Below are 12,789 nucleotides of genomic sequence, written 5' to 3' on the forward strand. Positions count from 1 at the left end.
ACATTACTTTGGAGTAAACAGCTGTTACCTAAAATACTCTTCTTCTGTCATCAGAGTAGCTGACACTGGGATGGCTTTGTTGCATCACACTTTATGAGATGGTGATTTATGGTAAATTCATGTAACTATCTCAAATTTAGCCATACCAATACCAGTGAATTTGTTGAGCAAATAGCACTTAATTAGTAATTCTTTTTCACGATTTACTTCAGATTTATTCCTAAACAAATACTTGCTTCAACCTTGAGAAAAATCCTTCTATATAAGATCTTTTCCCATAATGTACTTCCTTTTTCCACTCTTTTACACCATCTTGTCCATATAATTTTATTAACCTAATAGCAGCATTTCTGTCAGACATATAATCTATTTTTGAATGTTCTGCTGCATCCTTTTTTGGTAGAACTTTTGTCTTTATATCGTATTTCTTACACAATTTATAAAGTTTTTGCCTATCGTATGCCCTATCTGCATATAATGCTTTTATTTTGTGCTGAAAATTAACTTCTTCAAGCAAATCGCAAGTGGTCAGAGTAGACGCCATTACTGTATCTTGCAGCTATAGCTTTTTTACTATTCACACTTAACATAACATGTAACTTTCTTACTTGCTCGTAGCTTCGGTACTTTCTATCTGCACTGTTTTCCTTACTGTGGCCAGGAGTGTTACTGTAAATTTGTGCTATCTATGATAATTTCAATATTTTCCATGTTGCTTTTATCAATCCTGCAATCATTTATCTTAATATTAAGTTTTTTTTGATGCTTGTGAATAGCTGCAAATTTTTTCCTATTTGTTGCAGATATCCTTTTATAAACCCGACTGTTTGTCTTAAACCAATTCTAAAGAAACTGACGATTATATGCACTAAAATCACAACTTTATCACTATAAATATAGTTGCCGCCCTGCATTTTTGGACTATTTTCATACCAATTTTCGATAGCTTCATCGATGTAACGAAAAATATTCCCCCTTTTTTCAAGGAATTTGTTATATTCGTTTTGGTTACTGACTTTCATTTTCTGTGGCATATTTTTTCTTCAACAGTTAAAAAGCCCACTGGGATCCAACTAAGTTACTTTACAACGTTTTTCGCACAAAAGGACTGGATTCTAGCGTCACGCGCTAGAATGACATCAACTTTTGAATTCCAGTTATGCAAGAAATCTATTCATTTGAAACTTGTTTGAGAAACGTAGCTATAAAAACCGCAGGTACCAGTTGGTTTTTATTAGCTAAAATAAAGGTCAAATATCTGGAATTCTGGACATAAAATCCCCCTGTAAAAAAGATTAGAAAAAAATGCAGCGCACATACGACAGATATACACTGAAGAATACATTTTTTATGAGTTTAATAAAAAAGGTCTGCAGACGGAGATAGATTTTTGAGCTCAATAAATATCTCTAATTGTAATTATAATTGGATTCAAAATACGCGGAAGTAATTTTTTGTGTCCGCTTAGCAGGGTGGCAAAATAAGATAGACAGATACATTTTTGCATCAAAACGCTCTTCAAATGTATCAATCCATTCCTTTCCCTTCTTCACTAACTCGTTCAGCACTTGAACTATCTAATTTAGGGCTTGGTTCTATTTTCGGAACTTTCTCATTAACCTTTTTTTCCACCTCCTCTATTTTATTATTACCAATTGCCATAATTGCAGATTGAAGTTTATCTATAAGATCATCAAATGGTTTTTGATCATCTAGATGAGTACTGAGGCCCTTTTCCAGAAGTTTGTTCATATCATCTTCTGAAAAATTTTTAATGGTTCCATCTTTTATTAATTCCTTTATGGCCATTAATTGCTCTTTGTTTTGAAGCATTTTTACCATTTTTAGATTATTAGAAAGATTGTTTTTAGTTTCATCTTCTCCAATTTCTTCTCGCTTTTGTGCCGTATCAATTTCTATAATACGCTCAGACAAGTCATTTTTGAACTTATCAAAATTATTCTCTCTTGCTTGAATTATAGGTAATTTATCTATTAAATCCTTATATGAACTTTTCACTGCTTTTCCTGCATCAATCGCACCTTCTTTTATTTTTTCCCCTGCCTTTCCTATACCTATTCCTACATAACGCGCTCCAATAGCCACAAGCGCTATTAATGTGGCAAGCACAATAAGCGGAGAAAATGCTGCTCCTAATACCATTACAGCAGAAGCCATTCCAATTTTTTCATTTGCAGATGCTGATTTAAAATAATTGACTAGATTGTCCAGCGGACCTTTATTATTATTTATAATATTACTTATTGCTTCACGCTCAACAGATTGTAGCGCCTTTTCTATTATCTCTGGCACGACATCTTCTGGCATTAAATTCTCAAGCGCTTCTTCAATGAATTTTGTAAATAATTCTTTATTTATGGCTTTTTCTAGACCCTGGCTATTAATTACTAACTTAAGCTCATATATATCTATCTTATCAACTGTGTCACTTATCTTACTCAATAACGCTTTTTTTTCCTCTGATGAAGATTTTACAATGCCTCCTATTATATTTGAAATAGCTTTTCTTAGTTCCTGATGGTCAATTTGAGCGTCAAAAAATTCATCATCATCTTCTTCAAGGGCCATATCAAACTCCATTAACTACAAATATACCTAATTATATATACTAATTATTAATTATATTATAATTGACATAAAATAATTACTCCTTTCCAAATATGGAATTTGTATTACAATACCTAGATTATATGAAATCAAGGTATTTTATGGGTGAGAAAAAATTAAGAGCCGCTGTGGTTTTATCAGGATGCGGCCACCTCGACGGCACAGAGGTGAGAGAAGCAGTTTTAAGTTTGCTTGTGCTTGATCAGCAGGAAGTTGAAGTCACGTGCTTTGCTCCTGACATTGATATTACACAAGTTATGAATCACAAAACAAAAGAAGCAGTAAAAGAAAAAAGGAATGTACTTGTAGAATCAGCAAGAATTGCAAGAGGTGAGATAAATGATTTAAGAGAAGCTAAAGCTGAAAATTTTGACATGCTAGTCGTACCTGGTGGATATGGAGTTGCGAAAAATTTATCTGACTTAGCTGAAAATAAAACAGTAATGCCTGAGTTTGAAAGATTAGTCTCAGAGTTCTTTGTTGCAAAAAAGCCAATAGGAACTATATGTATATCTCCAGCCATTATTGTTTTAATTTTAAGTAGCAAGATAGGTAAAGAAGAAAGTAAGATTAAGGTAACTATAGGAAACGACAAAGACCAGTTGATAGAGAAGCTCGGCGGCGAACATATAACATGCGATACAAAGCTATCAATAGAAGACGAAAAGCATAATATATTTTCCTGCTCTGCTTATATGCGTAGTGATGAAAGTACACACTCTGTATATCAAGGAATAAAACACATGATTGACAGTATGGTGAAAAAAATTAATAAAAAAACCAAACAACCATTTCTCTAAAGTGTAGTTTCTTATACAATTAATTATGTTATACTTCCAGTTGCATTATTGCTGTAGCCAAAGTAATCTATAGTTGCTTATTAATGATGAATTGTATTTAGTATATAAATTTAGTTCTTTTTTTTATAGATTTAAATATGTTAGATCTTTTTTATATTAAAAGTGAGTGTTGTATAGATGGTCAGTGTGATACTTATGCAGGAGAAGTGAGTATTAATGATGTCATGTTGGGCAAGTTTAGCCTAAATTCACAAAGTGGGAAAAAGGCTATGGTAAATCTAGACATCGTTACATTCGATATCCATATTGCTATGGATGGCCAAGATGGAAGGACAATAAAAAGAGACCTTAAGGGTCCTGAATTTGTAATTAAAGATGACGGTTCCTGGTATATTAACAAAAATCTTGGTAATGATAAATTTGAAATTATAGTAAAGCAGTCATGATATGAAACATAGTGAGCGGAGCTTGCTTTTTAGCAATGTTTACATACTTACTTAAAAAATGGAGATTATCTTAGCTGAACCACGCGGTTTCTGTGCAGGGGTTAAAAGAGCTGTAGACATATTAGCAATCACTTTAGAGAAATACAAAAATGAACGCCAAGTTTATGTACTACACGAAATCGTTCATAATAAGTATATAGTAGAGGACTTCAAGAAACAAGGAGTGGTTTTTGTAAGCAGCATAGAAGACATTAAAGACAATAGAGGAATATTGATCTTTAGCGCACATGGAGTGTCGAAAAGTATAGAGGATGAGGCAAAAAGAAAGGGTGTTCAAGTGATTGATGCAACATGTCCATTAGTTAGCAAAGTACATAAAGAGGCAAAAAGGTATGAGGATAGTGGTAAAGAATTAATTCTAATTGGACATGAAAATCATCCAGAAGTTAAAGGAATTATAGGAAGAGTAAGTAATCCTATATCTCTAGTGCAAACTATGCAAGACGTATACAATTTACAAATCAAAGATCCAGATAATTTATCTTATGTAACACAAACCACGTTAAGTATTGACGATACCAAAGAAATTATTGCTACACTGAAGCTCAGATTTCCAAGCATTACAGGCCCCGACTTAAAAGATATATGCTATGCAACACAAAATAGGCAGAACGCTGTTAAAAAATTGGCTAAAATTACAGACGTAGTGTTAATTGTAGGAAGCAAAAACAGTTCAAATTCAAACCGTTTATTAGACCTGTGCATTTCCACAGGAAAAAGAGCCTATTTGATTGATAATTATAAATGTATGAACAAAAATTGGTTGCAGGGCGCAGAAAAAATAGGAATTACTGCAGGTGCTTCTGCTCCTGATATATTAGTTGATGAGCTAGTAAATTACTTAAAAATAAATATGAATACAAAAGTTTCAGTCATGCCAGATGGATTCACTGAAAATGTTCAGTTCAAGTATACTAAATGGTAATGTGCAACAACGTGCGTCAAATCAAGTCTTTAGCTCAATTCAATTTTCAGTCTGTTGGAGAATAAAATATCAAGCTGAGATATAATTAATCCTCGTTTGTCAGGTTAAGTTGTGTCTAGCACAAATATAAAAAACCTTCATCATACAAAAGGGTTAATATTACTACTAATTTTATCAAAAACTTATAATATAAGTAATATTGTCATCTAATGTTTAATGAATTTCAATAAATTACCTTTTTAATTCTAGATGAGTATACACTTTGTTAATATGTTTGGGTCAAAACCCAAAAGTAAGTTTATGCTTTCTATAGGAAAAGAAGGCACAATGTTACTATATTTTAAAAATGATACTTTAAATAAAAGATATTTTGCTAAGGACAAAAATAATAAAGTTGTTTCTGACTTAATTTCATGTCTCTCATCAGATAAAAAAGCACCCTTATATCTGGTTCTCAATCACACTGATCAGAACTATTTGCTACAGTCTATCCCAAGAGTAAATAGGATTAGTGCTTATCTATCAGCAAAAACAAAAGTAGAGCATTTTGCTCATAATAACGATATAAATTCTATTCTCTTGGTCGAAAAGCCGAATAAATTTAATCAAAACTGGTGGTATCTATTTGTTTCATCAAAAGCAAATCATTTAATAGAATATTGGTTGGACGTGTTTGTTGAAATAGGCTCTAACTTTAAAGGAATATTAATGTTTCCTATAGAACTAGTCAGTATAGCAAAAAAGATTCTACACAAAGATCCTAGTAACTGGAAAATTATAGTTGCTGCAACTAAAACAGGTGGCTATAGACAAGTGGTTCTTAAAGAGAACAAAATGATATTTACACGTTTAATACCATTTACTAATGATAATTTACCAGGAATCATTGCTGGTGAAATATATCAGGAAGTGAAAAATACAATTCAATCTTTAACTAAGTTTGGATTTGAAAAAAATGACCCTATCGACCTTTGCATCATAGTATCAGAAGCTATTAAATCTAGTTTATCAGTTATAAATTTTTCAGAGAATAGTGTGAACATATTGACTCCATATGAGCTAGGTAAACTATTGGGAGCAGAATTAGCTATATGCGAAAAAGATAGCTTTTGTGATACTACAATTTTGTTCCATAGCTTTAAGAATAAGCCAACAGATGTTTTTAATACAAAAGAAACTAAAGAATTTTATCTATTCAATTACCTTTATTTAAACTCTCCTCGGATTTTTCTATACCTCCTTTTGACTTTAATTGTAATTAACACCTTTTGTTTGCAAAATTTGTATTCAAATTTTAATGTTGCTGATAATTTATCTGCAAAGCGGAGTGCTTTAAATAACAAACTAATAAAACTTAGCCAAAGCTATAATGTAAAAAAGATAGATGAAGTTTACGATTTTATTAATATCAATAATATTTTATCAAAAATAGAGTACTCTCCTCTCACACAAGTTAAGTATGTAGAAAAGCTAAAAGTACCAGATGTAGAGCTTCAATTATTTGAGTGGAATTATAATGAGGCAAAAAGTTATATTACCACAACTTTAAGGTTTAATTTTCAATCTGGTAAAGACATTTCTTATCAATACGAGAAACTACAGAAAAATTTAAACGATAATTTCCGTACTCATGATATTAGTATTTCTAGCTTACCTACTACTAAAGAGAAAAATCTATCTATTGATGTTGAAATAGGAGAGGCAATGTAGATTGATGACTATCTCTCAACTAAAAAGAAAAGCTACAATTCAGTGCATATATTACTTATTGTTATCTATTGTATTAATAGGGTTATCAACGTGTTTTATTATCTATAACAAAAAGGTTTATAATAAAAATCAAACTGCAGCTGAGGAAATACGCTCTATTAATTTACAGATCATTGAAATTCAAAAGAAAGAAGTCGTTCTAAATAAAAACCTAGATTTATGGAAAAGAATTTCTTCTTCAAATTTACATAGTAGCAGATACATTACAAATTTAAATTTTGAGCTTAACAAGCTATATAAAAAACACTACATGTTAGAACCTGAAATATCAATTTCTATACCTGAAGAAGCTGAACTCCACAATAAAAGTGAACATACAAAAGTAATAAGAAGTGAAGTGGTTCTAAGTTTAAGCTCAATTAGCGATAAGCATATTTTTTTATTTCTACAGTCTATTCCAAATCTTCCTGGTTATGTTATGATCAGATCTCTTACCTTGAATAAGCAGAGAAATATAGATGCTAAAGTTATAAACCAGATTTTAAGTGGTAATATGATAGAGATAGTGAGAGCTAATATAGTTTTTGATTGGTATACCATATTAAGTAGATGAATATAAAGTTGTTTTTTATTTTTACGCTGCTATTTTTTAATTTTAGTGCATATTGCAATTGCGAAGATCTTGTAGAAAATATAGGGATTTGTAAAAAATATTCTTGCCAACAGCATATTAGTAATGAAGATTTTATTGAGCATAAAATATTAGGGTTAAATAGTGAAAATTTATGTGTATATATAGAAAGACAAGGCAATGATGAAATGGTCTGTCATCATTCTAATGATGGAATGATTATAGAAAAGAAGTACTTAAAAAGTATTTTAAAAGTTGGAAATCAAGAAATAAATGACTTCATTGATATAGCAAATTTGCGTGCGAAGGAGTGTTTTTTTATCAACAATTATTATATAGATCGAGACGATATAATAAAAGAGGCAGCAGAGAGTACTTTATCGCAATATGGTAGCATAAAAAGCATTTTTTTTGATGAAGAGCAGGTTAATAGAATAGTTAGTGAGATGGAAAAGTTTAACTTACAGTCTTCAGTAGTTACAGAGGAAGAAAATTTCAATTGTAAAGTAGTCAGTTTAGATTCAATTTTATACTTTTCCCCCGATACATGGAAAATATGGGTAAATGGAAAGTTGTTTATAAATACTAAGGATTTAAAAGTGCACTCAGTAACTGAAAATTATGTAACTTTTTCATGGGCTGTAAACCAAAAGATAACAAAAGAACGGATAAGCAATTCTAAAAATGTACATTTTGGACATGGAGGTATTATGTTTACGCTTTATCCAGAACAAAAATTTGATTTAGATAGTTTATCTATTAAATAATCTAATACATCTGCGCTTGTAGCTCAGTTGGATAGAGCGTTGCCCTCCGGAGGCAAAGGTCGTGGGTTCGAATCCCTCCAAGCGCGTTTTTAATTAAATTTGACAATAATACTCTCACATAAGATAATAAAGAGATTTATTTTAAAGCATAATTATGTCTAGTGGTACTATAAATAAAGTCATATTAGTTGGTAATTTAGGAAAAGATCCTGAAATTAGGACTACACAAAATGGAAAAGAGATGGCAAGTTTTTCGATAGCCACATCTGAAAGTTGGACTGACAAATTTTCTGGTACGCGCTCTGAAAAGACAGAATGGCATAATATTGTAATTTTTAGTGAAGGATTAGTAAAAATTGTTAAGGATTTTGCGCGCAAAGGTAGTAAAGTTTACGTTGAAGGTTCTCTGAGAACTAGAAAATGGACTGACCAAAATGGTAGCGAAAGGTATACGACAGAGGTGGTGCTATATAACTTTAATAGTGCCCTTACCCTTTTAGATTCACGAAACAGTATGTCAAACTCTGATTACAAGCCAAGTGAATACAAACAAAATGAAACAGAACAAAAAGATAAACACGGAAGTTTTGACAACGATATAAAAGACGAACTAATCGATGATGAAATACCATTTTAATAACTTCAATTGAAATCTACATTTTTATGGACTGCTTGTGTTACTCCTTTTAATTGCAGTGGAGATAGTATAGATTACCAAAGCTTGCAGCGTTTACTAACAATGCAAGCTGAAGCTGAAAATGGTGTAGTGTTGCTAGGTAGCACAGGTGAAAGCTTATCACTTACTGATTCTGAAAAGCGCACATTAGTTGAATTTGTATGTGAGCTAAAATTAAATACGAAAATTATAATTGGTGTACCAGGAGTGAATCTATATCAGACTCTTGAATGGCTTGATTTTTGCAAGGGTATGCCTATTCATGGCTATCTAATGACAACTCCCATTTATGCAAAGCCTGGAATCATGGGGCAAACTTTATGGTTTGAAAAGCTGCTTGAAAAAGCACATGTGCCAGCCATGCTTTACAATATTCCATCAAGAGCAGGAGTGAGTCTTCACGCTGAAACTGTACGCAACTTATCCAGCCACGAAAAATTTTGGGCTATCAAAGATTCAAGTGGCACCGTTGATACTTTAACTCAGTATAAGAAAGTTGCACCAAATATTGAGGTCTTTTGCGGAGATGATAATATGATACCCGATATGGCTGCTAAGGGTGCGGCTGGTCTGGTTTCTGTTGCTGCCAATGTTTGGCCACGTGTAGTACATGAATATGTTAAGCAATGCATGAGTGGCGAGAACCCTCAGGCAGACAGTTGGCAACAAGCTTGCAAAACTCTATTTACTGCCAGCAATCCAATACCTACTAAAGCACTCTTGCATGACATTGGGCTTATAGAACACAAAACTGTTCGTCTACCACTAAGCACAGAAGACTTGCCTTCTATTGAAACATTGAGGCAAGCTAATAAAATGATTCTTGGATGGAAAGAATTGACTAATAGCTAAAGCTAGGAACACACATCATCAACTTCTACACCTGCATCAAATAAACTAACTTGTTATAAGAAAACTAACCATATGAAATTCTTGTTGATATGACTTAATGAATAATTATTTTAGGTTACTAAGTTATTTAAGAAACTTTGATAATATTTAGCCCACTTACTTTCCTATTTTCCATGTCACAATGAGCCTCTATTATTTCATCAAATTTATATTTTTTATTAATTCGTACAATTAAAAGTTTTTTTCTTATCATTTCAAAAATTTCCATTGCAGTAAGCACTAACGTAAGTCTATTGTGCTTGTAGTGATATATCGAAGTTCCAGCTGCAAATAACGAACGCGAACTAAGTAAAGAGAAATTAATAGGAGCATTACCTGATATCTGCCCATAGGAAACATATATGCCAAACTTACCTAAAGATTCAAAAGAGAGCTTGCTTGTAGCGTAACCTATAGGGTCATACACCGCACCTACTCCTCTATTTTTCGTAATCTCCATGATTTTAGAAACGAAGTCTTTATCATTGTAGTTTATTGCGTATGTGCAGCCACTTTGTAAAGCTATCTTCATTTTTTCGTCAGAGCTTATAGAACCTATCACTACACCTTTTTTATCCTTTGCCCATTGGCATATTATTTGCCCCAAACCACCATTAGCTCCATGAACTAGTACAAAAGCACCAGGCCTGATTCTATAAGATTGATTAACTAAATAGTGAGCTGTCATACCTTTAAACAATACTGCAGCAGCAACTTCATCAGGTATATCATTCGGAATTTTTATCAAATATTTCTGGTGTACAATGCGCTTTTCACAATATGCCCCTGGAGGAGCTGTGCAATATCCAACTCTATCTCCAACCTTAAGTCCATCACTAATTTTTTTACCAAGCTTTTCAACAACTCCTACTGACTCTACTCCAAGTACTGATGGCAGATCTTTAATTTTGCGTGTACCTTTTCTGTGTTCTAAATCATAACGATTTAAGCCGATAGTTGTATGACGTATTAAGACTTCCTCATCTTTTGGCTCACCTATGCTCTTATCTACAAATTCTAATACTTCTGGCCCCCCAGTTTTTTTAATTTGTATAGCTCTAACCATGATAAATGTAAGACAAAAACTTTAATTATGTTATCTAGCAATTAATATTTTGCAAAATGTTATTTAGAGTTTATACACTACATAAGCGTATTGTTAATAGTTTTGAGGCACAAATTATGACAAACAGAGAAACTTGGCTTTATGGTGTTTTATTCAATGTGTTGTGTGAAGTGGATGAAGATGACGATTTAGATACCAATAATAAAAATAAAAGAAAGGTTAAAATGTAAAATGCAAAAATCAGATAAAAAAGGAGACTATTGTAAATATTTATATACTTCTTGGGAAAAAAAGGATTTGATATTAATCACAGATTTGACTTGAAAGATTATGATGGCTTTCCAATAGATAGTCTTTTTTCCATCGCCATTAACTATAAACCGTACACTTTAACAAATCTAGCGCAAGTTTTAATAAAAGCAGGAGCTAATGTGCAAAACGAAAAAGGATATTTACATACCTGTGTTTTGACCCATTCTCCGGACATATTAAAGGCTCTCATAAAAGCGGGAGTGAATGATAGCCCAGATGAAAACTACAATGGAAACACTGCTTTAGAGTGTGTTGCTGAATTATATTGTAAGGATAAGTCAATTGAACGCAAAAATTGCTGTGAGATTCTAATTAAGCACACATTAGAAAAAAATCCCAACATAGAAATACCAGATTCTGTAAAAAATAATAAGGAGTTGGCTCAATGTTGGAATGCTTGTGAAGCAAATAATGAAGGATGGGAATTAGCAACAACGAACACTGAAACACAAGTAGTCAGTGTGCAAAAAGCAAATAAGAGCTCCTGCTCAATTCAATAGATGTATCGTACAACCTTGTTCGGATTACAATAGGAAAAGGTTTGTTATTTAAGCTTAAAAAACGTATATGATAGTGTTATTTCACTTAAATCTTTTGTACTATTGTCACGCATTATTTCAGGGTCTACGTAAAAGGATACGGGCATAGCCGCTTTTTGTTTTGGCAGCAGCATTTGCTCTTCAAAACAAAAGCATGCAACTTTATTGAAATATTTACCTGCTTTAAAAGGTGTGACATTATACACTGCCATTCCAAAAGAAGGCTGATCAGATAAATTTTTTGCATAATAAAATACTAAACTTTGTTGCCCTATATTTGTATCGATGTAGTTAGTTTCTGATTTAAATTCCCAAGGCAGACCGGACATTACATCAGCATTTAAGTAAATCCTGATTTTTTGGTCAGTTGCATTTATTGTTGCATTAGTTACTTTTCTCGTTGTGCCACCATATCCAGTAGCTTTACAAAAGATGCTATACAACGGTACTGAAGCATATGCAAGACACAGCATCAATACCACTAAAGATATTAGGAGGAAAACTATAGAACTTTTATTGTTTCCCCTTAAAAAGGAAATCATCTAATCCTTATTGTTGAACAAGTTAAGTAACCTGAGTAAATTGAGGAATATATTGATGAAGTCAAAGTAAAGATTAGTTGCACCAAGTATTGCCAGCTTAGTAGTTGCAACTTCTGAGCCATCATTATATCTATAATAAACATCTTTGATTCTCTGAGCATCGTATGCGGTCATTAAAGTAAACACTATCACTGATACAAACGATATTGCAAAATAGAGAGGACTGCTTCCAAGAAACAGATTAACTATAGATGCAATGATTAACCCCCAGATTCCCATAATCAAAAAAGAACCCATGCTGGTAAGATCTTTTTTTGTAGTATTACCATATAAAGCCATAGAACCAAACATGATCGATGTAATGAAAAATGCTCTCGCTATATTTTCTGCAGTATAAATTATAAAAATATGAGATAAAGAAATTCCCATTAAAACTGAGAATAGAAAAAATACAGTAAGTGTTGACTGAGCACTTAGGTGTTGAAGCCTAAAAGACATATAAAACACCAATGCAACTGGAGATAGCATTACCACAAGCGATAGAACAGGATTGGAATAAATCACCTGGAAAAGACCAGAAAACACTGTTAAAAACGCAACAAGCCCTGTAACACCTAAAGCTAAAGCCATATAATTGTATACTTTAGTTAGGTAACTCCTGAGTCCAGCACTATAATAAACGCCCTGAGAGCGAATATCCTGTTCGTTTTTCATATAAGACATATGTAACTCCTTATTATCTCTTGATGATATATTATAATACAATACAGCGTTTTTATCAAGTATAAAATGACAT

13 protein-coding genes, 1 tRNA gene and 1 pseudogene are annotated in these 12,789 nt (G+C 32.4%); 10 read left to right on the plus strand and 5 right to left on the minus strand.

Translation table 11 applies throughout. The features are described from left to right. Positions 1 to 117: 117 nt before the first annotated feature. A pseudogene (locus ONG75_RS07915) lies at positions 118 to 1,034 on the minus strand (IS5 family transposase). Between the two features lie 493 nt (positions 1,035 to 1,527). After that, positions 1,528 to 2,601: a hypothetical protein gene (locus ONG75_RS06865; protein ID WP_264376089.1), complete on the minus strand. Its 1,074-nt coding sequence runs from the start codon at positions 2,599 to 2,601 to the stop codon at positions 1,528 to 1,530. A 128-nt stretch (positions 2,602 to 2,729) separates the two neighbouring features. Here ONG75_RS06865 and elbB point away from each other — a divergent pair, with 128 nt between their 5' ends. The 9 genes from elbB to dapA all read left to right on the plus strand — a co-directional run bounded on the left by elbB (position 2,730) and on the right by dapA (position 9,495). Continuing rightward, entirely contained in the window at positions 2,730 to 3,428 is a 699-nt protein-coding gene (gene elbB, locus ONG75_RS06870; protein WP_264376090.1) for an isoprenoid biosynthesis glyoxalase ElbB, read from the plus strand. Positions 3,429 to 3,565: 137 nt separating this feature from the next. Beyond that, positions 3,566 to 3,874: a hypothetical protein gene (locus ONG75_RS06875; protein WP_010406993.1), complete on the plus strand. Its 309-nt coding sequence runs from the start codon at positions 3,566 to 3,568 to the stop codon at positions 3,872 to 3,874. 58 nt (positions 3,875 to 3,932) lie between these two features. Then, positions 3,933 to 4,859 carry a 4-hydroxy-3-methylbut-2-enyl diphosphate reductase gene (ispH, locus tag ONG75_RS06880; protein ID WP_139686676.1) on the plus strand — a complete coding sequence of 309 codons (927 nt, stop codon included), beginning with the start codon at positions 3,933 to 3,935 and terminating at the stop codon, positions 4,857 to 4,859. A 270-nt stretch (positions 4,860 to 5,129) separates the two neighbouring features. Next, a complete protein-coding gene (locus tag ONG75_RS06885) occupies positions 5,130 to 6,569 on the plus strand; it encodes a hypothetical protein (RefSeq protein WP_264376091.1) in 1,440 nt (479 codons plus the stop codon). Positions 6,570 to 6,573: 4 nt separating this feature from the next. Next, positions 6,574 to 7,182 carry a hypothetical protein gene (locus ONG75_RS06890; RefSeq protein ID WP_264376092.1) on the plus strand — a complete coding sequence of 203 codons (609 nt, stop codon included), beginning with the start codon at positions 6,574 to 6,576 and terminating at the stop codon, positions 7,180 to 7,182. Then, a complete protein-coding gene (locus ONG75_RS06895) occupies positions 7,179 to 7,967 on the plus strand; it encodes a hypothetical protein (RefSeq protein WP_264376093.1) in 789 nt (262 codons plus the stop codon). Before ONG75_RS06890 ends, ONG75_RS06895 begins: the two co-directional genes overlap by 4 nt. A 12-nt stretch (positions 7,968 to 7,979) precedes the next feature. Continuing rightward, positions 7,980 to 8,053: transfer RNA gene (locus ONG75_RS06900), tRNA-Arg, on the plus strand. Positions 8,054 to 8,121: 68 nt separating this feature from the next. Beyond that, entirely contained in the window at positions 8,122 to 8,604 is a 483-nt protein-coding gene (gene ssb, locus ONG75_RS06905) for a single-stranded DNA-binding protein (protein ID WP_006014313.1), read from the plus strand. A 9-nt stretch (positions 8,605 to 8,613) separates the two neighbouring features. Beyond that, positions 8,614 to 9,495, plus strand: a complete 882-nt coding sequence (gene dapA / locus ONG75_RS06910) for a 4-hydroxy-tetrahydrodipicolinate synthase (RefSeq protein WP_029237692.1) — start codon at positions 8,614 to 8,616, stop codon at positions 9,493 to 9,495. A 127-nt stretch (positions 9,496 to 9,622) separates the two neighbouring features. Here the strand turns inward: dapA and ONG75_RS06915 are convergent, their stop codons facing one another. After that, entirely contained in the window at positions 9,623 to 10,600 is a 978-nt protein-coding gene (locus tag ONG75_RS06915) for a quinone oxidoreductase family protein (protein ID WP_264376094.1), read from the minus strand. 281 nt (positions 10,601 to 10,881) lie between these two features. Between ONG75_RS06915 and ONG75_RS06920 the strand changes: the two genes are divergently transcribed. Next, complete coding sequence (locus ONG75_RS06920) at positions 10,882 to 11,412, plus strand: ankyrin repeat domain-containing protein (RefSeq protein WP_010407015.1); 531 nt, start codon at positions 10,882 to 10,884, stop codon at positions 11,410 to 11,412. Positions 11,413 to 11,456: 44 nt separating this feature from the next. Here ONG75_RS06920 and ONG75_RS06925 read toward each other — a convergent pair whose 3' ends face one another. Then, the gene (locus tag ONG75_RS06925; RefSeq protein ID WP_063630821.1) at positions 11,457 to 11,993 is read right to left on the minus strand and encodes a cytochrome c oxidase assembly protein; all 537 of its coding nucleotides are present in this window, start codon (positions 11,991 to 11,993) and stop codon (positions 11,457 to 11,459) included. After that, positions 11,994 to 12,716 carry a Bax inhibitor-1/YccA family protein gene (locus ONG75_RS06930; RefSeq protein ID WP_007302228.1) on the minus strand — a complete coding sequence of 241 codons (723 nt, stop codon included), beginning with the start codon at positions 12,714 to 12,716 and terminating at the stop codon, positions 11,994 to 11,996. Positions 12,717 to 12,789: the final 73 nt, after the last annotated feature.

Origin of the sequence: Wolbachia endosymbiont (group B) of Sphaerophoria taeniata (genome assembly GCF_947179355.1) — a bacterium.
In the GTDB taxonomy this organism is placed as follows: Bacteria; Pseudomonadota; Alphaproteobacteria; order Rickettsiales; family Anaplasmataceae; genus Wolbachia.